Origin of the sequence: Psychrobacter sp. TB67 (assembly GCF_000511065.1) — a bacterium.
GTDB lineage: Bacteria > Pseudomonadota > Gammaproteobacteria > Pseudomonadales > Moraxellaceae > Psychrobacter > Psychrobacter okhotskensis.
On the sequence record NZ_AYYA01000073.1, the window covers coordinates 1 to 23,150 of the forward strand.

Genomic DNA, 23,150 nt, shown 5'->3' on the forward strand with positions numbered 1-23,150 from the left:
TCTATAAGGAGGTGATCCAGCCGCAGGTTCCCCTACGGCTACCTTGTTACGACTTCACCCCAGTCATCAACCACACCGTGGTGATCGCCCTCACTAAGTTAGGCTAACCACTTCTGGTGCAATCAACTCCCATGGTGTGACGGGCGGTGTGTACAAGGCCCGGGAACGTATTCACCGCGGCATTCTGATCCGCGATTACTAGCGATTCCTACTTCATGGAGTCGAGTTGCAGACTCCAATCTGGACTACGATAGGCTTTTTGAGATTCGCATCACATCGCTGTGTAGCTGCCCTCTGTACCTACCATTGTAGCACGTGTGTAGCCCTGGTCGTAAGGGCCATGATGACTTGACGTCGTCCCCGCCTTCCTCCAGTTTGTCACTGGCAGTATCCTTAGAGTTCCCGGCTTAACCCGCTGGTAACTAAGGACAAGGGTTGCGCTCGTTGCGGGACTTAACCCAACATCTCACGACACGAGCTGACGACAGCCATGCAGCACCTGTATTCTAATTCCCGAAGGCACTCCCGCATCTCTGCAGGATTCTAGATATGTCAAGACCAGGTAAGGTTCTTCGCGTTGCATCGAATTAAACCACATGCTCCACCGCTTGTGCGGGCCCCCGTCAATTCATTTGAGTTTTAACCTTGCGGCCGTACTCCCCAGGCGGTCTACTTATTGCGTTAGCTGCGTCACTAAGTCCTCAAGGGACCCAACGACTAGTAGACATCGTTTACGGCGTGGACTACCAGGGTATCTAATCCTGTTTGCTACCCACGCTTTCGAGCCTCAGTGTCAGTATTATGCCAGAAGGCTGCCTTCGCCATCGGTATTCCTCCAGATCTCTACGCATTTCACCGCTACACCTGGAATTCTACCTTCCTCTCACATACTCTAGCTCAACAGTATCAGATGCAGTTCCCAGGTTGAGCCCGGGGATTTCACATCTGACTTATCGAGCCACCTACGCTCCCTTTACGCCCAGTAATTCCGATTAACGCTTGCACCCTCTGTATTACCGCGGCTGCTGGCACAGAGTTAGCCGGTGCTTATTCTGCAGCTAATGTCATCGTCCGTGGGTATTAACCACGGAGTCTTCTTCACTGCTTAAAGTGCTTTACAACCAAAAGGCCTTCTTCACACACGCGGCATGGCTGGATCAGGGTTTCCCCCATTGTCCAATATTCCCCACTGCTGCCTCCCGTAGGAGTCCGGGCCGTGTCTCAGTCCCGGTGTGGCTGATCATCCTCTCAGACCAGCTACAGATCGTCGCCATGGTAGGCCTTTACCCCACCATCTAGCTAATCCGACTTAGGCTCATCTAATAGCGAGAGCAGTAAACTGCCCCCTTTCTCCCGTAGGTCGTATGCGGTATTAATTCGAGTTTCCCCGAGCTATCCCCCACTACTAGGTAGATTCCTAAGTATTACTCACCCGTCCGCCGCTCGACGCCTGGTAGCAAGCTACCATCGTTTCCGCTCGACTTGCATGTGTTAAGCCTGCCGCCAGCGTTCAATCTGAGCCATGATCAAACTCTTCAGTTTAATCTTGCTATGTAACCCTTTAAAGAGGCTACTAAACTTGGCTCATCTAATCTGGCAAAATCGCTAAAAATTATGTTCGTAATGAATTAACTTTGAGTTTTTCTGCTGTCTTAAATGATAATTTTTATAGTTAATAATCTTTCCGAAAAGAAAAGATAGTCAACTTTATTTTTTAGCATTCTGAATCAGCAAAAATCCACACAAGTTGTTCTTTAGTTATGCTTTTAAATAGTGTTCATCTACTGTCGTCCAGTAGGTGATTATTACGCTATTCAATCAAAGCAATGTGCTTATCTTGTTTAGCGAGCCGACTAGTATATCATATTGAAATAGTCTGTCAACCCTTTGTTCTAATTCGTTTCAACTGGTTATCTGGGTTATAAGCTTGTTAACTTATTTGCCAGCTTCGCTTGCTGAGGTGCGTATTATAGACGCTTTTAATGCTGTGTCAAGAAATAAATTATTCTATTTAAAAGTAATTTATTTGGTCAGCTAGATCATTCAATGGTAACCCATCTCCTAATCCGCTTCCCCTTCTGACTGGGACGCATTATACGCGTATTTGAAAGAGGGTCAAGGGCTGTTTTCGATTTTAGCTAAATTAACCTAACTTTATTCCCTAGTAGACTATTTATAGCTAACCATGAGCAACGTTTTGATATTGAGCCGTCATACAATACTATTATATTTACTTTGCTAATCTACCAATTGTTACACCGGTCACACCCTTGTACCTTACCTAGATAATGATTCCTTTCTCTTATCTAGGTAAGGTACAAGGGTGTTTATATGATGTGATGTGACAAGAGAGAAGTATGATTAATGAAGAAGCTCGAAAACTTGTACTTAACAAGACAGCTAGATGTATTAAGTAGTTCAAAGCCTTATTACTGCCATCATGCTTATTAACAACCTTCTTCGCTGTGTGCTTAGCTATACATATTTGTCATTCTTGATATTTGCACCAATAGCACCTATATATAGAAGCTTACCTAACCCCTTGCTATCTAGTGTTTATAGACGGTTTTTGCTATAATGGCCGCTTTTATAACATTACTTAAGAGTAGTTATGCTTAACCTTATTATAAAAGGCAGCTCGCTCTCTATTATGGTTATGCGATTATAGATTATTAGATGGCTATAAATCGTGATGCTATATATGTCTGCACTTTTAAGTAATGCCTATCTCTTACAACATATCACAGTGGTTGGATATAATTGACGCAGTCTTACGGTTATATGATTGATTGTTGCAATCATCACTGCCAACGGACGCAAAAAGGTGAATAGATTATGGTAGCGATTACTTTACCCGATGGTAGCGTAAAGAACTTCGAAGGCAATACAACCGTCATGGAAGTGGCGCAAAGCATTGGAGCTGGCCTAGCAAAAGCGACGGTTGCAGGACGTGTAGATGGTCAATTGGTGGATGCCTCTGATCCTATCGCCCATGATGCTAAAGTAGAAATCGTTACGCCAAAAGATGCTGATGGTGTCGATATCATTCGTCACTCGGCCGCTCACTTATTAGGGCACGCGGTCAAACAGCTTTATCCCGATGTGAAGATGGTGATTGGTCCTGTTATCGAAGATGGCTTTTATTATGACATCTATAGTGAGACGCCGTTCACCCCTGAACATATGGAAGCCATTGAAAAACGTATGATGGCGTTGATTAAGCAAGATTATGACGTCATCAAAAAAATGACACCTCGCGATGAAGTCATTAAGATCTTTGAAGAACGCGGCGAAGATTATAAGCTCAAGCTCATTAATGATATGCCAGGTGAAGAGGCTTTTGGCCTCTATCATCATCAAGAATATGTCGATATGTGCCGTGGCCCCCACGTGCCGAACACGCGATTCTTAAAGGTATTCAAGCTGACTAAAATGTCTGGCGCATATTGGCGCGGTGATGCTAAGAACGAACAGCTACAACGTATTTATGGGACGGCGTGGGCAGATAAAAAAGATTTAAAAGCCTATATCCAGCGTATCGAAGAAGCGGAAAAGCGTGACCATCGTAAGATTGGTAAGGCTTTGAACCTGTTTCATATGCAAGAGCAAGCGCCGGGTATGGTGTTTTGGCATGCCAATGGTTGGACAATTTATCAAGTGCTTGAGCAATATATGCGTAAAGTACAGTACGATAATGGTTATGAAGAAATTAAAACCCCGCAAATTGTGGATCGCAGTTTATGGGAACGCTCAGGACATTGGGGTAACTATGCAACCAATATGTTTACCACTTCAAGCGAAAACCGTGATTATGCGGTAAAACCGATGAACTGTCCGTGTCACGTACAGGTATTTAATCAAGGTTTAAAGTCTTACCGTGATTTGCCACTCCGTATGGCAGAATTTGGCTCGTGTCATCGTAATGAGCCGTCAGGTTCACTGCATGGTTTGATGCGCGTTCGTGGTTTTACGCAAGATGATGCGCATATATTCTGTACCCAAGCGCAAATTCAACAAGAAGTGGCGGATTTTATTAAGCTGACGCTTGCTGTTTATGAAGACTTTGGCTTTGACAAGATTATTATGAAGCTCTCAACCCGTCCTGAAAAACGTGTTGGTAGCGATGAGTCTTGGGACTTTGCCGAAAAGGCGCTTGCTGATGCCCTTGATAGCTCAGGATTAGATTGGGATTATCTACCCGGCGAAGGCGCGTTTTATGGTCCGAAAATTGAGTTCAGTCTAAAAGACAGTTTAGGGCGCGTGTGGCAGTGCGGTACTATTCAGGTTGACCCAAATATGCCTGAACGTCTTGATGCGGAATTCGTCAACGAGCAAAATGAGCGCGAAGTCCCTATTATGTTGCACCGTGCCATCTTGGGTTCATTTGAGCGCTTTATCGGTATCTTAATTGAGAACTACGCTGGTTGGATGCCAGTTTGGCTCGCACCGCAACAAGTCGTTGTGATGAATATTACCGATAAACAAGCCGATGCCTGCGAAAACGTGGTCAGCGAGCTCAAAAATGCAGGTTTGCGTGCTATTAGCGACTTGCGTAACGAAAAGATTGGATTTAAGATACGAGAGAAAACATTAGAACGTATTCCCTATATGCTAGTATTAGGGGACAAAGAAATCGAGACGGGCAGTGTCAATGTCCGTACTCGCGAAGGTGAGAACCTTGGCGTGATGAGTGTTTCTGAATTTATAGCATTAGTACAGACCGCTGTTGGTAAAAAAGGCCGACAGACCCCAAAAACAGATGAGGAGTAATACCTATTAAACAGTCCAACCGTTTGAACATCAACGAAGATATCAGTGCCAAAGAAGTCCGTCTGGTTAAAGAAGACGGCGAACAAATGGGCGTGGTCGATATCGACACCGCGATGAAAGCGGCACGCGAAGACAATTTAGATTTGGTCGAATTGGTTCCTGAAGCCAAACCGCCAGTATGCAAAATCATGGATTATAAGCATTTCCTCTATGATCAAAAGCAAAAGGCAAAAGAAGCTAAAAAGAACCAAAAGCAGACTCAGCTCAAAGAGATGAAGCTACGTCCTAGCACTGAAGAAGCCGATTATCAGGTCAAACTGCGTAAAATCGTCAGCTTCTTGGAAGATCAAGATAAAGTTAAAATTAGCATCCGCTTCCGTGGACGTGAAATGGCGCACCAAGATATCGGTCGCAAACAACTTGATCGTATCATTGAAGATACCGCTGATATCTCAAACGTCGAACAGTATCCCAAGATGGAAGGCCGTCAAATGGGTATGCTGCTTGGGCCAACTAAGAAAAAGTAATCTATTCTTTAGATGACTGTTAGTGGTGGCTGTGAATCAATTTGACTGCTATTTAATATAGACAGTTCGTTGAGATAGATAGTTATAATCTTAACCATCAATATGCTGCGGGATATTGATGGTTTTTTACTATCCAATCATGTAAAAAACAGCTTAGTCATGCAAACAATAGCGGTGCAAATAGCGCATAGTTATATTAGACTGAGTTTGGTTTACAAAATCCGTCTTCTCAGTCTTTCGATTACAAGGTAGTCTAAAGGACAGTTTTATATTCAATCATCTCTATACAAGAAATCTATGCCAATAAAAACTATTAAACATATAAAAACATTGTGTACCACGACCATTAACGTCGTTGGCAAAAGACACAGCCCCTCTCAGATATTATAGGAAACTTCATGCAAGAATTGACCCCACCCGAAAACGCCTCTACGCCAAGTATTTCTTTGACGCCACCTGAACCGGTCAAAGAAATACAAAAAAGTGAAGCCGATCAGATGGTCAAGTTGGATGAAAGCCAAATTCCAGAACTTGATGCCAAGGTCGATGCGTTCGTCGATCACGTGCTTAATAACTCTGTCCGCAGCGCTGAATTTCAGCAAAATGTGCAATCTATTCATAATTTGGGTACCAAAGAAATTCGTGAATCTGCGCAAATATCTAACCGTATGTTAGAGTTGCCTGCGAAAAGCCTGAATGACAGCTTGTTTGACAACTCCCCTATCGCCAAGTCATTGACTGAGCTGCGCGGTATCGTCGAAGATTTAGACCCGAGTAAAAAAGAGCTGACCAGTTCGCGTAAGCTGTTTGGTCTCATACCTTTTGGCAATAAGGTACAAGATTACTTCCGCCAATACGAGTCAGCGCAGTCGCATATCAATGCTGTCGTCACCAGTCTTTATAATGGTAAAGACGAGCTGCTCAAAGACAATGCGATGATTGAGCAAGAAAAAGTCAATATGTGGGAGTTGATGCAATCTATCCGTCAATACGTCTATGTGGGCAAAAAAATCGACGAGCAACTTGAGCAAAAAGTATATGCTATAGAAGCGACCGACCCTGAAAAAGCTCGGGTTATCAAAGAGGAAATGCTGTTTTATGTGCGCCAAAAGAATACGGATTTTTTAACCCAGTTAGCCGTTAACGTCCAAGGCTATCTGGCGCTTGATACCATTCGTAGAAACAACCTAGAGCTGATTAAGGGTGTGGATCGCGCAACGACAACCACGGTATCGGCGCTGCGCACGGCTGTCGTGGTGGCACAAGCAATGACCAATCAAAAACTGGTCCTTGACCAAATCACTGCTTTAAACAAAACCACTAGCAGCTTGATTGAGTCAACGTCAGCGATGCTCAAACGTCAATCAGGTGAAATTCACGAGCAAGCGACCAATAGCACTATCGAGCTAGATAAACTGCAAAATGCCTTTAATAATGTCTATGACACGATGGATATGATTAGTAATTATAAAATTGAAGCGCTAGAGAATATGAAGCAGACGGTCAATACTTTGACCACTGAAGTGGATAAAGCCCAGAAGTATCTCGACAAGTCTAATCAAACAACAGTGCTAGAAGTATCTAAAGAATTAAACAGTAAAAAGATTACAAACCAATCGAATACGGTTGATATCGATATTTGAGATACCTCGAGTGCTGTCGCTGATTGACGGTGACAGCCACCCGCTATCGAATACATATAAGACAATTGACGCAAGATATTGCAACGTCGTTCGTGTTAAGATAGTCCTTATTAATAATTTTAAAAATAGATACGGTAATTTATGAGTTGGAACGATCCAAACGCCTCAAGTGAGGCAAAAAAATATGACAATCCCATCCCTAGTCGCGAGCTGATACTCAGCACGATTAATGAGCATGGCGAAGTCACCCATCAACAATTGGCAAAAGCCTTTAATATTGATGATCCTGACCAATTTGATGCTTTAGGTAATCGCCTCAAAGCGATGGCACGTGATGGACAAGTAAATCGTGATGGACGTCCTTATCGCTATCGTACGGTGACCCAGCACGATGTGGTTACTGGTACTGTGTCAGCCCACCCAAAAGGCTTTGGCTTTGTATTGCTAAGTGATATGCCCGACCTATTCTTGCATGAAAAACAAATGCGCTGGGTCTTTAATGGCGATACCGTCGAAGCAGTTGGTACCTCAACAGACAACCGCGGTCGTACCGAAGGGCGTATCGTCGATGTCGTTGAGCGTCGCCAGAATAATTTCATCGGTACATTGGCGCGTGACGAAGACGGCTACTGTGTCGAGCTTGGCAGTCCTAACAACCATCAGCCGATTACAGTCACTGAAGAGAATGTGCAGGCTTTCGAAGCTAAGCAAGGCGCTCCAGTGAAAGTAGATATTATCGACTGGCCAAATCAGCATGAGTTTGCTACGGGTAAAATCACTGAAGTGCTGTCTGATGATAACGATCGTGAATTAATCATCGAGACCACCCTGCTCAACTATGACATTCCGTCTGATTTTAGTGAAGCGGCGCTTAAACAAGCCAATGATTATCAAGAGCCGACTGAGAAAGACTTAAAAGGTCGTACGGACTTGCGTGATTTACCGCTCATCACCATTGATGGTGAAGATGCGCGTGACTTTGATGATGCCGTATTTGCTGAAAAACGCTCGGGTGGTAACTACCGTGTCTTGGTAGCAATTGCTGATGTGAGCCATTACGTCACGCCAAATTCGCCGCTTGACCAAGATGCTTACGAGCGCGGTACGTCGGTATATTTCCCGCATCGTGTGATTCCGATGCTGCCTGAAGTACTGTCTAACGGTCTGTGTTCATTGAACCCTGATCTTGATCGTCTGTGTATGGTTGCGGATATAAAGATATCTCGCGCAGGCAAGGTCACCGGCTATGACTTCTATCCTGGGGTGATTCATTCACAGGCACGCTTGACTTATAATCAAGTGAATAGCTATCTTGAGGATCCACAAGACCCGAGTATTCCTAAGTCATTAACCGGTAATAAAGGGGTCAAAAAATCGGTCGATACTCTACATCAATTGTATGAGCTGCTGCTGCAAAAGCGTGAAGAGCGTCATGCAATGGAGTTTGAAACGGTTGAGACTTATATTAAGTTTAACGAAAAAGGGGGTATTGCAGCCATCTTGCCGCGTACTCGTGGTGACGCGCATAAGCTTATTGAAGAGTGTATGCTGCTCGCCAATACCTGTGCCGCTAATTTTGCGTTAAAAAATGAGCTGCCAGTGTTGTATCGTAACCATGACAAACCTGATGGTGAAAAGTCGATGCGTGTCCATGAATACGCGAAAAACTTTGGCTTAAGCTTCCCAGAAGAAAACCCAACGCAAGCAGATTATCAGCGGATTATCGAAGCCACCAAAGACCGTCCCGATGCGATCAGTATCCACAGCATGCTACTGCGCTCAATGATGCAAGCGAATTATTCGCCTGACAATATTGGTCACTTTGGCTTAGCTTATGACGAGTATAGCCACTTTACCTCGCCGATTCGCCGTTATCCTGACCTCATGCTGCATCGCGCGATTAAAGCAAAAGTCACTAACACTAAGCAACCAGTGATGGACTTCTCTTTAGAGGGTGCTGGCACGCAGACGTCAGATACTGAGCGCCGCGCTGAGAAAGCATCACGCTACGTAGAATCTTGGCTCAAATGTCATTATATGAAAGATCACGTCGGTGAAGAGTTCGACGGTGTGGTAACGACGGTTACTAGCTTCGGTCTATTCGTCACCTTAACTGACTTATATATCGATGGCTTAGTACATATCTCCAATGTTGGTGATGATTTCTTTGTCTATGATGAGCAGCAACAGCAACTCATTGGTAAAGATAAAGGTACGCTATTTGGCTTGGGTGATTTGGTCAAAGTAAAAGTGGCCGGCGTCAATATGGATCTGCTACAAATAGACTTTGATCTTAAAGCGAAGCTGCAATCTAGCGAGATGAATCAAACGAAAAAAGATCAACCAAAGAAAAGCCCTGCTAGAAAAAACAGTAGCCGAAACAATAAAGGCACTAGCAAAAAAAGCTAACGTTGAGTAAAAACCAATCGTAATAAAAAAGGCTAAAGTTTATCTTTAGCCTTTTTTTATGCGCGTTAATTTGTTGCTGGATGGTCAACTACTGCGCGTCACTCATCTGCTCTACACGATCTTGATTGACCTGTTCGGCTTGCTCTATTTTAGCAGTGGCTTTATCGAGAATGGCTTTAGGCTGCTTACCAAGAGGCTGGCTTGCAATATCGGTGTTGGTGCTCACGGTATTGCCTTCAGAGCTGATAGCAGTATCCGGCGGTATTGACGTGGCGATGCTACTAGTCGTCGCCGCTATCCGACTCTCGTGGCGATTACTATTGAACATGTTGAAACCAATTAAGATAACAATACCAGCTAGGGCGAATATAATCAGATGCTTCATTTGCATAAAAATGTCTCATATATTTTAATAATCATTGTCTTATACGTTTTCATGCATTTTTTATGCCTAGTTGTGAGATTTTTAAATATTTACTCTTGCGGACTATTATTACTCAATAAATCGGTTTCATCTGAATTTTCGGCAATTTCTTGTTCGACCTTTTCCATTAACTTCTGATCAGGACGAGCATTTAGCACCTCTTCAGCGTTACGTCCCTGTAAGATGTATTTAGCACGGGCTTTGGCTTGTTTTTTGTCTTTGTCATCAGCACTGCTATCATCAGCTTTATTGATAGCTATAGATTCCGGTGTGGTCGGCGTAACCGTCATATCAGCATTAGCCCCATGAGCTTGGCCAGCGCGATTATTACCTTGTAGATGCTCCAAGGCTTTTTCTAACTCATTATTGAAGCGTAAACGATAGATAGGCTCAGGAAGACTAAAGCCTTCATCCTCTAGGGCGTGTTTGGTTTCACGTATGGCGATACTGCGTGCTTTGGCAAAATCCGTTTCTGATTGATCCACCCAAACCTGAAACTCAAGAATGATATTGGAATCGCCAACATTATTAATGACCGCAATCGCTTTGGGTTCATCTAAAACAAAATCTAACTGACATATCGCATCGATACCTACTTTGATGGCAGCAAGCGGATCATCATTGGCATCCACGCCCAGCTCAAAGGTAAAACGTCGTTCAGGGTTTTTGGTGTAATTTAGAATCGTACCTTTAAAGACTTCTGCATTTGGTATACGTAGCTGATTGCCATCCAACGTCATCAGAATCGTCGCACGTGATGTCAAACGCACCACAATACCCTCTTGCCCGTTAATGACAATCTGATCACGAGCGCGAAACGGCTGACGAATACTCAGCATCAACGAGGCAATATAGTTCTCAATAGTATCCTTGACCGCAAAACCAACCGCGATACCGATAACACCCGCACCGCCAAGTAGCGTCCTTAGGATCGTTTCTGCCCCTATCAAGCTCAATGCCAAGATCAAACCAAAAATAATAAAGATTACTTTGACAGTTTGTGCCAGCAGTTCAGCGACGAAAGGATTGGGCGTGAGCCGTTGCCACATATTTTTTCGATTGGACAACCAGCTACCAAACCATGTAACCAATCCAAAGATAACAATGCCGACCAAGAGTAAAGGCACCGCTTTGACTAGGTTTTTAACTTGCGCTTTGAGCCCTTGATAAACCGTCGTGACGTTATCTTGAACATCCAGCGTTCGATTGATATTGTCCTCAACGGTGACCACATCCGTCAAACGATTGGTCAAATTAATGGCTTGTTGCGCCTTTTTTTCGTTGGGAGTTTCTCCTGCTAAAGTCACAACGCCTTGAGTAACACTGACACTGACCGCTTGCAGCCCTTCTATTTCAGAAAAAATACCGTTGATACGTTGACGAATGTCATTGTCTTTTAACGGTGTGGGGGTGGTTTCGATTTGAGCATTGTTGGTGCTCTCACCACTAATCACCGGTGGGTCGGCAGCAGGGGGGAGGTTTTGCGGTTCAGCTTCTACAGAGGTCTCGCCTTCTGTAGAAGTTGCAGCATCTTCATTAGACACTTCTTCTGGCGTACTCTCTATACCCAAGGCCGTCGTGACACCAGCTATGTCTTCACCAACAGCATAAGCGGGCAAAGTAAAAACGAGGCTTAGTAGCAATAGCAGCTGGCCCCACACTGTTAAAAACTTGCGTGTCATCGGGCGGTCAAAATAGGCGGCCATAAGCATCCTTTGCTCAGTATTTTTTTGGGTAATATTGTGATTTCAAACTAGCGAGTGTCCTCAATCTGAACGTGAACAACTAAATGGGCTAAAAACAGTAATTAAGATAGCCCATTATTGACCGTTTAAATCCATTAGCTGTCTAAATAACGTTGCGCTTCCGCTAAGTCCAATGTGCCTTCATAGATAGCGCGGCCAGTAATAATGCCTTCAATACAATCACCATAAGGCTTAAGCAATTCGATATCTTGCATATTGGTCACGCCGCCCGAAGCAATCACTGGCAGGCCACCTTCACGTGCTAAATTAACCGTTTGCGGGGCGTTAACGCCTTGCATCATGCCATCGCGGGCAATATCAGTATAAACGATTGACGATACGCCCACATCAGCAAAGCGTTTGGCAAGCTCAGTGGCTTTGGTATCCGTCACATTCGCCCAGCCATGAGTCGCCACCATGCCGTCTTTGGCATCGATACCAACGATAATATGTCCGGCAAATTCGCGGCAGGCTTCAGCCACAAAATTAGGATCTTCAACGGCCTTAGTGCCAATAATAATATAGGTTAGTCCGGCAGTGATATACTGCTCGATGGTGTTCATATTACGCACACCGCCGCCCAACTGAATAGGCAACTGCGGAAAAGCTTTGGCGATGTCGTTGACGACTTGCTTGTGTACTGGCACCCCATCAAAGGCACCATTCAAATCGACCAAATGCAATCGGCGCGCACCCTCGTTTACCCAGCGCGCTGCTACGGCAACGGGATCGTCCGAGAACACCGTATCATCTTCCATACGGCCTTGTTTTAAGCGCACACATTTACCATCTTTTAGATCAATAGCCGGGATAATGACAGGGACAGCACACATATAGCATTCCTTATAAAACGTAATATTAAAAATAAACAGCAAAGTTAAACAATAAAAAGTTAAACAGTGATAAAAAGCCCCACTCAGTGAGCTAACAGAGAGTCGTCTAAAATTGAATCCTAACGGTATTTGAAAATCTCATTTGAAAACCTCTGTCCTTATATTATGAACAAATGAATAGTGTGAGCAAATGAAAAAATCTGCCAATCATAACCATAAGTTTGAGCACTCTGAGACACTGGCAACATTAGGTAAATTCAATTACTGACTGGCAATTTTAGGTCAATTTAGCGTATAATCCTAGGTAAATTTGTATTTGTTTCTAAGTGATAGCAACCATGCGCTACACATTTTTATTCACTCATAAATGAGTTGATGTTGCATGGCGGTCAGGATGAATCGAACAACAGCCATATATGTTTTTAGATCATTGGCTGATACGTTGTTGAACGGATGATATTAGAACTCAAAATAGGTCACCTGCGATAGGTCAACCTGCGCCATTACACTCTAAATGAATTTTTTGCTTGAATGGTTTGTTGCCTTCATCAGTTATTTATTTGATTCACTCTTGTCCCTGAGCCAATCACTCTGAGTTACAAATTTTAAGATTTTAATAAATCGCATGGCAAAACTGTCTTTTTTATAGCAATTGCTTTTAGCAACCAGCTTTGACAATAGACTTTGATTGGATGATTTTGCCATGCACCTTGGTAGCCAGTCGCCACTTTGGTAATTCGAATAAGACATTAACGTGTTGTTAAGGAGTCTAAGGTCAGCGTTAATACTCTTACTAGTAGTTATGATCCAGCGTTACATTTAAGTGCTTTGTCTCCGCCCTATTTTAGGATGTGGCTGATTAAGGGCTTTGATGAAAAACGTGACGTTCATGCTACCGATATACCAAACAGGACGTCTGGTATCGTTTTAGACTATGGACTAAGTTTTCGCTTATGATTACCATCAAAAAAGGTTTGGATTTGCCCATCACTGGTGAACCCTCCCGCGAGATATCTGAGCACAGACCTGCCCATGTGGCACTCATTGGCTATGATTATGTGGGCATGAAGCCCACGATGAATGTCAAAGAAGGCGACATCGTAGCTAAAGGTCAGCCCGTTTTTGAAGACAAAAAACGTGTCGGCGTTATCTACACTGCCCCTGCTGCTGGTAAGGTCATCGCCGTTAATCGCGGTGAGCGTCGTGTGTTCGAAAGTCTTGTGATTGCGGTCGACCCAAACGGTGAAGAAGTAGAATTTCAGCGCTACGACTCCCAGCAACTTGCTGACCTAGATTCTGAAGTCGTTGAAACCCAACTGCTTGCCTCTGGTGAATGGACCGCGTTCCGTACGCGTCCCTATAGCCGTTCTCCTGAAATCGGTGCCCGTCCGCATGCCATCTTTGTCACCGCGATGGATACCAATCCCTTAGCGTTTGACCCGATGCTGCTGATCAATGAGCAACTGCAAGCGTTCAACGACGGACTTGCGGTACTATCGACGCTCAGCCCTAAGACCTTTGTCTGCCATCATGGTGATGCCCAGCTGACGCCAGTTGCGAAGACTGCGTCTAATAATGTTACTGCGTATCATAGCTTTGCTGGCAAGCATCCAGCAGGTCTGGCTGGCACGCATATTCATTTCTTGCATCCAATCATGCGTGGCGTGAGCGTCTGGACGATCGGCTACCAAGACGTGATTGCGATTGGAAAGCTATTTACCACTGGGCGCTTATATACGCGTCGCCTGCTAAGCCTAGCAGGCCCTGCGGTCAAAAACCCACACCTAATCGCTACCGAACGCGGTGCAGATATTACTGCCTTGACTAAAGGTCAACTGATCGATGGCGAGAACCGTATTATTTCAGGTTCAGTGCTATCGGGTCGCCAGTCATTTTCGAATATTGCCTATGTTGGTCGCTTCCATGATCAAATCAGCGTGTTAACTGAAGGTCATGAACGCCCAGCGTTCCATTTCTTTACACCAGGTGCAAACCGTTTCTCAAAACTGCCTATCTACATCTCGCAGTTCTTCGGTCGCAAAAAATACAACTTTACCACCACCAGTAACGGCTCACCGCGCGCGATGGTACCTATCGGGGTTTATGAAGAGGTCATGCCACAAGACTATCTGCCAACGCAGCTATTACGCGCGTTGATTGTCGAAGACATCATCACGGCAGTAGACTTGGGCGCACTTGAATTGGACGAAGAAGATTTAGCATTATGCACCTTCGTATCTCCTGGCAAATATGAATTCGGTGATATTTTGCGTGATAACTTAACGCGCATTGAACTGGAGGGCTAACCACGATGAAATTTTTACACAATATGTTCGATCGTATGGAGCCGTCTTTCACCAAAGGTGGCAAACACGAAAAATACTATGCCATCTTTGAGATGTTTGATACGTTTTTGCGTCAACCAGACTCAACGACATACGCCTCATCACATGTGCGTGACGGGATTGATCTAAAACGCATTATGATTACCGTCTGGCTATGTACCTTCCCAGCGATGTTTTGGGGTATGTACAATATCGGTCATCAAGCATTGACAGCTATTACTCAACTTGGCTTGCAGCCTGAAGGCTGGCGTACCATCATCACCAGTATGGCAGGCTATAACCCAGACAGTATTTGGGCGAGTTTTGTCTACGGGGCGATGCAGTTCTTACCGATCTATATCGTTACCTTTGCCGTCGGTATTTTCTGTGAAATTATCTTTGCCGTGGTGCGCGGACACGAAGTCAACGAAGGTTTTTTTGTGACCTCTGTATTATTCGCACTATGTCTACCACCAGATATTCCATTATGGCAAGTAGCCTTAGGTATCATCTTTGGTGTGGTCGTGGCCAAAGAAGTCTTCGGCGGTACCGGTAAGAACTTCCTTAACCCTGCCCTATCGGGTCGTGCGTTCCTATACTTTGCGTATCCTGCTTATATGTCAGGCGACTCAGTATGGACAGCAGTTGACGGCTTTTCAGGAGCGACACCACTTGGCCTAGCGGCACTTGGCGTAGTACCTCAGGATTTCGTCGATGTCTACGGTAATGCCATTACGTGGGGTGATGCGTTCTTAGGCAACATGCAAGGCAGTATCGGTGAAGTATCGACCTTAGCAATCTTAATGGGTGCAGCAGTTCTGTTATGGACGCGTATTGCCTCATGGCGCATCATGGCAGGTTGTGTGGTTGGTCTGATTGCCACCTCCCTTGTCTTTAATATGATTGGCTCTAAAGACAACTTGATGATGAGCCTACCGTTTTACTGGCATTTAGTAATTGGTGGTTTTGCATTCGGTGCTGTCTTTATGGCGACCGATCCAGTCTCTGCTGCGCATACCAATAAAGGCCGCTGGGCTTATGGTATCTTGATTGGCTTTATGACCGTATTGATTCGCGTCGTCAACCCAGCCTTCCCAGAAGGCATCATGCTGGCCATTCTATTTGCCAACTTATTTGCTCCATTGTTTGATTACTTTGTGACCCAAGCAAACATCAAACGCCAAACAGCACGGAGGGTTCGCTATGTCCAAGCCCAAAAGTAATAATGCGAAAACCATCAGTGTGGCATTGACGCTATGCTTGGTGTGTTCCGTATTGGTCTCAGCAGCTGCTGTTGGTCTAAAGCCAGCACAAGTCGAAAACGCACGCTTAGACCGCAACAAAAACATCTTAGTCGCCGCCGGTATGTACGATGCTGAATCTGATACCGCTGACGACGTTACTGAGCGCTTCAAAGATTTTGAAGTAAAAATCATTGACTTGAATAAAGGCAATTATGTAGAGGATGACGCGCTAAAAGCCGCGGGCATCCCTGATCGTAATGATTATGACGCTAGCCAAGCGACCAAGAACAAAGCACTGAGCGATGACTTAGGGGATAACGATCCAGCCAGTATTGGTCGCAAGCCTAAATACGCCAAAGTCTACGTCAAAGAAGATGACGCAGGTAAGCCTGAGATGGTGGTACTACCGATTCAAGGCTATGGCCTATGGGGTACGATTTATGGTTTCTTAACGCTTGAGAGCGACATGAATACCATTAAAGGTATCAGTTTCTATGAGCATAAAGAAACCCCAGGCCTTGGCGCTCGCATCGAAGAGCCAAAATGGCGCGCGATGTGGAGCGGTATCCACTCGTATGACGAAAACGGTGACGTGGCAACGGGTGTGACCAAAGCGGGTAATCCAAAAGACAACTGGGTTGACGGTATCAGCGGTGCAACGCTAACCAGTCGCGGTGTGAGCAACATGATTCAGTTTTGGCTCGGTGAGCAAGGTTATAAGCCTTACCTAGATTTGCTACGCGAACAGAACGGTCAAACGCTTGACAGTGTTGATGCCCAAGCGAGCCAGTCGACACCACCGGACAATAAGAGCGCTCAACCGACAACCGAACTGGCAGCGACCCTACCAGTAGCAAACGGCAAGGAGGCATAACATGGCTGACACTAAAAGTATTTTAACCTCGCCTATCTTTGATAATAACCCCATTGCCCTACAGATATTAGGTATCTGTTCGGCACTGGCGGTGACGACCAGCATGTCCAATGCGTTGGTGATGTGTGTGGCGTTGACTCTGGTAACGGCGTTTTCGAGCTTCTTTATCTCTATTATTCGTAAGCAAATTCCGTCAAGTATTCGTATTATTGTACAGATGACCATCATTGCCTCACTGGTTATTTTGGTCGATCAAGTGCTAAAAGCCGTCGCTTATGATGTTAGTAAAGGTCTATCGGTCTTCGTTGGCTTGATTATCACCAACTGTATCGTTATGGGCCGTGCCGAAGCCTTTGCCATGAGCAATCCACCCGTACCCAGCTTTTTGGACGGTATCGGTAACGGTCTTGGCTACTCGGCGGTGCTGTTATTTGTCGCGACTATCCGCGAGCTATTAGGTGCAGGTACGTGGTTTGGTATTACCATCCTACAGCCTGTTACTGATGGCGGTTGGTATATTCCAAACGGTCTATTACTGTTGCCACCGTCAGCATTCTTTATCATTGGATTATTCATTGCCATCGTTCGTATTTGGAAACCAGAACAGGTTGAAGATGCTGAATTTGTAATGAAGCCGCAGTCTAAAGGCATGGCACATGGAGGCGGTCACTAATGGGACATTATGTTAGTTTATTTATAACCTCAGTCTTTATTGAGAATATGGCGCTGGCCTACTTCTTAGGTATGTGTACTTTTTTGGCAGTATCGAAGAAAGTGTCCACTGCGATTGGTCTTGGGGTTGCCGTAGTCGTCGTGATGGCGATTACCGTGCCGCTAAACAACTTACTATTTCAGTTCATTCTAAAAAATGGTGCGCTGGCATGGGCAGGCTTCCCAGATATCGACTTAAGCTTTTTGGGCTTGCTCAGTTATATTGGTCTGATAGCTGCGACCGTACAGATTCTAGAGATGTTCTTGGATAAGTTTGTCCCAAGTCTCTATAACGCGCTAGGGGTATTCTTACCGCTCATTACTGTCAACTGTGCCATCTTAGGTGGCGTGCTGTTCATGGTTGAGCGTGACTACAACTTTGGCGAATCGATGGTATACGGCGTCGGCGCAGGCTTCGGTTGGGCATTGGCGATCACTGCATTGGCTGGTATCCGTGAAAAGTTAAAATACTCAGACATTCCAGCGCCGCTGCGTGGTCTCGGTATTACCTTTATCACGGTTGGTCTGATGTCACTTGGCTTTATGTCTTTCGGCGGTATGTCAATCTAGACCGCTAAGCTTAAAAGCCTATTTAGCGATTTGACCTATTTAATTCATTTATTCGGTAGGGGTTCAGAAAATACGCAATGACGTCTTTTCGCACCCCTACTCCATAGATTAAGGATACCTACCATGGATTACGCTACGGCGATTGGTGGCGTTGCTATGTTTACCTTGATCATCATGGGTCTCGTTGCCATTATTTTGGCAGCGCGCTCAAGACTGGTCAGTTCAGGCGATGTTACTATCCATATCAATGACAATCCCGATAATGACGTCGTGACACCGGCAGGCGGAAAACTACTACAGACACTGGCGAGCGAAGGTATTTTCTTATCTTCAGCCTGTGGTGGTGGTGGTACGTGTGCGCAGTGTCGTTGCCGCGTTATTGAAGGGGGCGGTTCTATTTTGCCTACCGAAGAAGGCTATTTTACCCAAGGTGAAATCCGTAATCACATGCGCTTGGCTTGTCAGGTAGCTGTTAAGCAAGACATGAAAATCGAGATTGATCCTGAATTCTTTGATGTACAAAAGTGGGAATGTGAAGTTATCTCTAACGATAACGTTGCCACCTTTATTAAAGAGCTAGTGCTTAAAATTCCAGAAGGCGAAGAAGTTAACTTCCGCGCTGGTGGTTATGTACAGTTGGAAGCGCCACCGCATGAAGTACATTACAAAGACTTCGATGTGGCCGAAGAGTATAGAGAAGACTGGGAAAAATTCGGTATCTTCAACTATGTCTCAAAAGTTGATGAGCCGGTTATTCGTGCTTATTCAATGGCCAACTACCCAGAAGAAAAAGGCCTTATTAAGTTTAACATTCGTATCGCTAGTCCACCGCCACGTGGCCCTGACGGTATCCCACCAGGTAAGATGTCTTCTTGGACATTTAGCTTAAAGCCTGGTGATAAAGTGACGGTTTCAGGTCCTTATGGTGAATTCTTTGCCAAAGACACCGAAGCTGAGATGATCTTTGTGGGTGGTGGTGCAGGTATGGCACCGATGCGCTCACACATCTTTGATCAGCTTAAACGCTTAAACACTAAGCGTAAGATTAGCTTTTGGTACGGTGCACGCTCTATTCGTGAGATGTTCTATGTTGAAGATTATGATCAACTAGAAGAAGAGTTCGATAACTTTGAGTGGCATGTGGCTTTGTCTGATCCGCTTCCTGAAGACAATTGGGATGGCTATACTGGCTTTATCCATAACGTCTTGCTAGAAGAGTATCTCAAAGATCATCCAAACCCAGAGGACTGTGAATATTACATGTGTGGGCCACCGATGATGAACGCGGCGGTAATCGACATGTTGCATAGCCTTGGTGTTGAAGACGAAAATATCATGCTTGATGACTTTGGTGGTTAAGCAGGATAGTTAAATGAGCGGTTAAGCATAGAAGACAAATTTAAAAGTATGAATAAAAAAAGAGTCTCGATTGAGGCTCTTTCTTTATTTCTAAAACCTTACATTATTAGTATTTTCTTGTTAACATTTCATACTGATCTATTCATTGGCTATGAATATCTTAATTTACCATAGCCATTTAATTATTTTTATTTAAGGTTATATTATGAAATTAAGTATTCTTACTAGTCTTGTCATCTGCTTATCTATGATTTCTAGTTGTACGGTTTCTCGAGTTGTAGATCCAACGTGGCAGAAAGTAGGGATTTCGCAACATGATACTCGCAGTGCTATACAAAAATGTAAATATCAAATTGGCATAGCAAAGGTAAGTAGTGAAAAAGAAAAGAGTTTATTTAGTTCATGCATGGAATCAGAAGGTTACCGCTATACAAGTCAAAGGTTAGCTGAAAGATAACGCCTATAATACAATTGAATGATCGTTAGTTAAAATTAAGGGCATCCTATTAGATGCCTTTTTTATTTTTTTAAATTTAATATATGATGGTATCCAGTTTGTGGCTTTAAAATAGAAATATTCTTAAGCTAAAAAAATCATTGGCTAAAGTCTATGAAAAACTTCAATTATTTAAGAAAGGATTCTTATGAAAGCTAAAGTAAAGGAATTAACCATTTGGATAACTGGTGCTTCTAGCGGTATCGGTGAAGCCTTATCCATTGCTTTTGCCAAAGGTGGTGCTCGGATTATTTTGAGTGGTCGTGATGAGGCAAAATTAGCAGCGGTCAAAAAAAGCTGCAAACACAGCAAAAAACATATCATTATGCCTTTTGATATTAGTGATGCCGAGCAAGCGAAAGAAGCCTATGACGCTGCTATCGCACAAGCAGGGAACATTGACTGGCTGATTAATAATGCTGGCGTCAGTCAACGCGCGCTTATTATGGAAACCAGTGAAGAGGTCGAACGGCAAATTATGGAGATAGACTATTTTGCGCAAACGCGTCTCACAAGATTGGTTTTGCCCAATATGATCGCACAAGGCGGCGGCAAAGTCGTGATGATATCGAGTGTCGCAGGCTTACTCGGTACGCAATATCGCGGTGCTTATGGGGCAGCCAAAGCCGCCTTACATATGTGGGCGAACAGTTTACGTGCAGAATTGCATGATCAAGGCATAGAGGTTGCGACCGTATTTCCAGGCTTTATCCAAACCAACGTTTCTATTAACGCGCTGACAGGAGATGGTAGCGCCCAAGGTACCATGGATGAGGCGACCAATAAAGGACTGACTGCAACTGCCTTTGCCAAGCAAGTCGTTAAGGCGCTTAGTAACGATAAAGAATACATCATCGTTGGTGGCAAACAAGAAAAACTGGCCACGAGAGTCAATCGCCTATCACCGCCAAAGCTCTATAAGTTAATACGTGAGTCGCAAGTGAAATAATAAGCATAAATATACTAGGGACTCATTAACACGCTCGCTGACTTTTGCAATTTTAGAGTTATTGGCGTTATGGGTGGCAAGGGGTGTAAAATAGGCAACGCTTAACTAAAGCCACATTCACCCCTGATGCTATAGCAAAGAGCTTATGAAAAATTTAATGTATTCCTTGTCTACTAATAAAAACAACACTATCGCCCTATATGGCGTCATTGGTCTCATCGGTACAGTGAGCCTCACTGCTTGCCAGCAAACGCCAGATTATAATTATCTGAGCGGTGAGACGATGGGCACCAGCTACCATATTAGCTATCAACTACCGGATGATGTAGACGAAACTGCCATCCAAGCCGCGATTGATAAGCGTTTGCAAGATATCAATGACAGCATGTCCACTTATCAAGCGGACTCTACTATTTCTAAATTTAATCAATTAGGCAAAGATACGCCGATTGCTATCGACTCCGATTTCAGCCATGTATTAGAGGCGTCTAGGCAAGTCTATCAACAATCAGGCGGTGCCTTTGACCCGACAGTGATGCCACTGATTGAGACATGGGGATTTGGTAGCACCATGACGGTTGAGCGCCTACAAAGCCCGCCAACTGCGCTAGACATCGCGCAAGCAAAAGCCTTGGTAGACTTTGAGAGCGTGGTGCAAAACGACAACGGTCTTATTAAAACCAAAGACGGCATCGAGCTTGATTTTTCAGCAGTGGCAAAAGGCTACGGAGTTGACGTTATCGCTGACGTCCTCAAAAACAACTATAAAATCCGTAATTATATGGTCGAGATTGGTGGTGAAATTGCCACCTCTGGCGTCAATAACCAACAGCAACCGTGGCAAATTGCGATTGATGCGCCTATCGACGGTAGCACCGTTAGCGAACGCCAAACAATTACCGCCATCCGTCAACCGATGAACACGACGAATCAGATGCATCTAGCAACGTCAGGGAACTATCGCAACTCGGTCGTCTTTAATGGTAAGCACTATAGTCACACGATCGATCCCACCACTGGCAAGCCTATTGTTGGTGGTGCTCCTTCGGTCACCGTGGCTGCAGATTCGGTTGCGTTGGCAGATGCCTGGGCAACGGCACTGACGGCGATGCCTTATGAAAAGGCCTTAAAAGTCGCTAAGGAACAAAACCTAGCCGCGCTGTTTGTGATATTAGCTGACGGTATCAAGCCTAGTGATTCTTTAGCCAAAGAACGTTTAGACAGTATCGACGATTGGCAACTGGTACAGACACCGGCGATGATGAACCTGCGTGCGGATAAACAACCGTAAATTTCTAGGGCGTGTCCTCATTTTAAAAATGAGGATAAAAGCAAGGTAAATTGCTGTCAAACAAGGAAAATAGCTAGATCATATCGATGATATTATCTAGCTATTTGATGATGTTTGGCCGATATCTGGCGATGTTTAACCACTTTTAGCCTATTTAGATCGCTATCGGTTGAATTGAGGGCATGCCCTAGTGTAATGCTGTAAAGAACACCCTATTAGCATCAACGAGCAATGCAAAAATTTGCTATACTATTAGTAAGTTATCTCTACTGATGACTGCCCTATTTTTAAAACGAGGCCTCCTCTATGCTTAGCCAACTACTTCCCATGCTTGCTATTACCTTTACTGTATTTATCCTATTCTTTGTGTTTATGGGTATCGGTTATATGGTCAAAAAAAAGCCGCTTAGAGGATCTTGCGGCGGCGTTGCAAAACTGATGGGCGATGAAAACTGCTCGTTTTGTGGTAACGATCCTAACAAATGCGATTCAATCATCGCAGAGCAGCAAGAAAACGCGCTTAGAGCTGCTCAATTAGGCAAATCTGTATAAAGGTCACATTGGTTACCATACGCTGGTAGCATTTACCTTACATCTGTTCTTATAATAGCGTCTAGTCACTTTGAAAGTGGCTGGCGCTATTTTTTATTGTGCCATCAGCTGTTTATATGCTTGGTTTTAGATCAGTTGTCCATAAAAGGGTGAGTGAAAAAAGTGCCAATAATAGCTTCAGCGCGCCTGATGCCGTAGCCACGTTATGTGTGATTGACGACAATCAATCTCTCAAAGCCATACTCGTATAGGCTATTACTCATATATAAAGCCACTACCCATACATTATGTTTACCCTAGCTTATAGGGTAACAAGCTCGTACTCCTTGCGCTGTGCAAGTAATGTCTAGTTCTGATTTGCGATTCTGATTGATAATGTTAGTCACCGTTTAGGTGCGTTTTCCTTAGTGTTATTTATCAGCGACGATT

Annotated in this window: 17 protein-coding genes and 1 rRNA gene; 14 read left to right on the forward strand and 4 right to left on the reverse strand. The window is 44.3% G+C overall.

The genetic code is table 11. The features are described 5' to 3' along the window. Positions 1-4: 4 nt before the first annotated feature. Positions 5-1,542 (reverse strand): 16S ribosomal RNA (locus W293_RS0113670). Positions 1,543-2,835: 1,293 nt separating this feature from the next. Here W293_RS0113670 and thrS point away from each other — a divergent pair. The 4 genes from thrS (at position 2,836) to rnr (ending at position 9,349) form a co-directional block, all read left to right on the forward strand. Next, positions 2,836-4,770: a threonine--tRNA ligase gene (thrS, locus tag W293_RS0113675; protein WP_025652974.1), complete on the forward strand. Its 1,935-nt coding sequence runs from the start codon at positions 2,836-2,838 to the stop codon at positions 4,768-4,770. A gap of 23 nt (positions 4,771-4,793) precedes the next feature. Then, entirely contained in the window at positions 4,794-5,297 is a 504-nt protein-coding gene (gene infC / locus W293_RS0113680; RefSeq protein WP_021813163.1) for a translation initiation factor IF-3, read from the forward strand. Positions 5,298-5,695: 398 nt separating this feature from the next. Then, positions 5,696-6,940, forward strand: a complete 1,245-nt coding sequence (locus tag W293_RS0113685) for a toxic anion resistance protein (protein WP_025652976.1) — start codon at positions 5,696-5,698, stop codon at positions 6,938-6,940. Positions 6,941-7,081: 141 nt separating this feature from the next. Beyond that, entirely contained in the window at positions 7,082-9,349 is a 2,268-nt protein-coding gene (gene rnr, locus W293_RS0113690; RefSeq protein WP_025652977.1) for a ribonuclease R, read from the forward strand. Between the two features lie 88 nt (positions 9,350-9,437). Here the strand turns inward: rnr and W293_RS0113695 are convergent, their stop codons facing one another. From W293_RS0113695 to hisA, 3 genes are all read right to left on the reverse strand, one after another. Next, a complete protein-coding gene (locus tag W293_RS0113695; protein WP_025652978.1) occupies positions 9,438-9,740 on the reverse strand; it encodes a hypothetical protein in 303 nt (100 codons plus the stop codon). A gap of 83 nt (positions 9,741-9,823) precedes the next feature. Next, complete coding sequence (locus W293_RS0113700) at positions 9,824-11,479, reverse strand: mechanosensitive ion channel family protein (protein ID WP_025652979.1); 1,656 nt, start codon at positions 11,477-11,479, stop codon at positions 9,824-9,826. 134 nt (positions 11,480-11,613) lie between these two features. Continuing rightward, complete coding sequence (gene hisA, locus W293_RS0113705; RefSeq protein WP_025652981.1) at positions 11,614-12,351, reverse strand: 1-(5-phosphoribosyl)-5-[(5-phosphoribosylamino)methylideneamino]imidazole-4-carboxamide isomerase; 738 nt, start codon at positions 12,349-12,351, stop codon at positions 11,614-11,616. Positions 12,352-13,304: 953 nt separating this feature from the next. Here hisA and W293_RS0113710 point away from each other — a divergent pair. The 10 genes from W293_RS0113710 (at position 13,305) to nqrM (ending at position 22,721) form a co-directional block, all read left to right on the forward strand. After that, positions 13,305-14,657: a Na(+)-translocating NADH-quinone reductase subunit A gene (locus W293_RS0113710; protein WP_025652982.1), complete on the forward strand. Its 1,353-nt coding sequence runs from the start codon at positions 13,305-13,307 to the stop codon at positions 14,655-14,657. A 5-nt stretch (positions 14,658-14,662) separates the two neighbouring features. Next, entirely contained in the window at positions 14,663-15,898 is a 1,236-nt protein-coding gene (locus W293_RS0113715) for an NADH:ubiquinone reductase (Na(+)-transporting) subunit B (protein ID WP_025652983.1), read from the forward strand. Continuing rightward, a complete protein-coding gene (locus W293_RS0113720; protein ID WP_025652984.1) occupies positions 15,879-16,793 on the forward strand; it encodes a Na(+)-translocating NADH-quinone reductase subunit C in 915 nt (304 codons plus the stop codon). The genes W293_RS0113715 and W293_RS0113720 overlap by 20 nt, the downstream gene beginning before the upstream one ends. A 1-nt stretch (position 16,794) precedes the next feature. Further along, positions 16,795-17,466: an NADH:ubiquinone reductase (Na(+)-transporting) subunit D gene (locus tag W293_RS0113725; RefSeq protein ID WP_025652985.1), complete on the forward strand. Its 672-nt coding sequence runs from the start codon at positions 16,795-16,797 to the stop codon at positions 17,464-17,466. Next, positions 17,466-18,074, forward strand: a complete 609-nt coding sequence (nqrE, locus tag W293_RS0113730; protein ID WP_025652986.1) for an NADH:ubiquinone reductase (Na(+)-transporting) subunit E — start codon at positions 17,466-17,468, stop codon at positions 18,072-18,074. Before W293_RS0113725 ends, nqrE begins: the two co-directional genes overlap by 1 nt. 123 nt (positions 18,075-18,197) lie before the next feature. Beyond that, complete coding sequence (nqrF, locus tag W293_RS0113735) at positions 18,198-19,433, forward strand: NADH:ubiquinone reductase (Na(+)-transporting) subunit F (RefSeq protein WP_025652987.1); 1,236 nt, start codon at positions 18,198-18,200, stop codon at positions 19,431-19,433. A 205-nt stretch (positions 19,434-19,638) separates the two neighbouring features. Beyond that, complete coding sequence (locus W293_RS17280; RefSeq protein ID WP_156915608.1) at positions 19,639-19,890, forward strand: hypothetical protein; 252 nt, start codon at positions 19,639-19,641, stop codon at positions 19,888-19,890. 187 nt (positions 19,891-20,077) lie between these two features. Continuing rightward, a complete protein-coding gene (locus tag W293_RS0113740) occupies positions 20,078-20,878 on the forward strand; it encodes an SDR family NAD(P)-dependent oxidoreductase (RefSeq protein ID WP_025652988.1) in 801 nt (266 codons plus the stop codon). A gap of 145 nt (positions 20,879-21,023) precedes the next feature. Next, positions 21,024-22,169, forward strand: coding sequence for an FAD:protein FMN transferase (locus W293_RS0113745; protein ID WP_025652989.1), 1,146 nt, complete (start codon positions 21,024-21,026; stop codon positions 22,167-22,169). Between the two features lie 306 nt (positions 22,170-22,475). Continuing rightward, the gene (gene nqrM, locus W293_RS0113750; RefSeq protein ID WP_025652990.1) at positions 22,476-22,721 is read left to right on the forward strand and encodes a (Na+)-NQR maturation NqrM; all 246 of its coding nucleotides are present in this window, start codon (positions 22,476-22,478) and stop codon (positions 22,719-22,721) included. Positions 22,722-23,150: the final 429 nt, after the last annotated feature.

What these genes read in the sequence shown, in the direction of transcription:
- thrS (WP_025652974.1), top strand. Translation starts at nt 2,836, where the DNA reads ATGGTAGCGATTACTTTACCCGATGGTAGCGTAAAGAACTTCGAAGGC.
- W293_RS0113685 (WP_025652976.1), top strand. Translation starts at nt 5,696, where the DNA reads ATGCAAGAATTGACCCCACCCGAAAACGCCTCTACGCCAAGTATTTCT.
- rnr (WP_025652977.1), top strand. Translation starts at nt 7,082, where the DNA reads ATGAGTTGGAACGATCCAAACGCCTCAAGTGAGGCAAAAAAATATGAC.
- W293_RS0113695 (WP_025652978.1), bottom strand. Translation starts at nt 9,740, where the DNA reads ATGCAAATGAAGCATCTGATTATATTCGCCCTAGCTGGTATTGTTATC.
- W293_RS0113700 (WP_025652979.1), bottom strand. Translation starts at nt 11,479, where the DNA reads ATGGCCGCCTATTTTGACCGCCCGATGACACGCAAGTTTTTAACAGTG.
- hisA (WP_025652981.1), bottom strand. Translation starts at nt 12,351, where the DNA reads ATGTGTGCTGTCCCTGTCATTATCCCGGCTATTGATCTAAAAGATGGT.
- W293_RS0113710 (WP_025652982.1), top strand. Translation starts at nt 13,305, where the DNA reads ATGATTACCATCAAAAAAGGTTTGGATTTGCCCATCACTGGTGAACCC.
- W293_RS0113715 (WP_025652983.1), top strand. Translation starts at nt 14,663, where the DNA reads ATGAAATTTTTACACAATATGTTCGATCGTATGGAGCCGTCTTTCACC.
- W293_RS0113720 (WP_025652984.1), top strand. Translation starts at nt 15,879, where the DNA reads ATGTCCAAGCCCAAAAGTAATAATGCGAAAACCATCAGTGTGGCATTG.
- W293_RS0113725 (WP_025652985.1), top strand. Translation starts at nt 16,795, where the DNA reads ATGGCTGACACTAAAAGTATTTTAACCTCGCCTATCTTTGATAATAAC.
- nqrE (WP_025652986.1), top strand. Translation starts at nt 17,466, where the DNA reads ATGGGACATTATGTTAGTTTATTTATAACCTCAGTCTTTATTGAGAAT.
- nqrF (WP_025652987.1), top strand. Translation starts at nt 18,198, where the DNA reads ATGGATTACGCTACGGCGATTGGTGGCGTTGCTATGTTTACCTTGATC.
- W293_RS17280 (WP_156915608.1), top strand. Translation starts at nt 19,639, where the DNA reads ATGAAATTAAGTATTCTTACTAGTCTTGTCATCTGCTTATCTATGATT.
- W293_RS0113740 (WP_025652988.1), top strand. Translation starts at nt 20,078, where the DNA reads ATGAAAGCTAAAGTAAAGGAATTAACCATTTGGATAACTGGTGCTTCT.
- W293_RS0113745 (WP_025652989.1), top strand. Translation starts at nt 21,024, where the DNA reads ATGAAAAATTTAATGTATTCCTTGTCTACTAATAAAAACAACACTATC.
- nqrM (WP_025652990.1), top strand. Translation starts at nt 22,476, where the DNA reads ATGCTTAGCCAACTACTTCCCATGCTTGCTATTACCTTTACTGTATTT.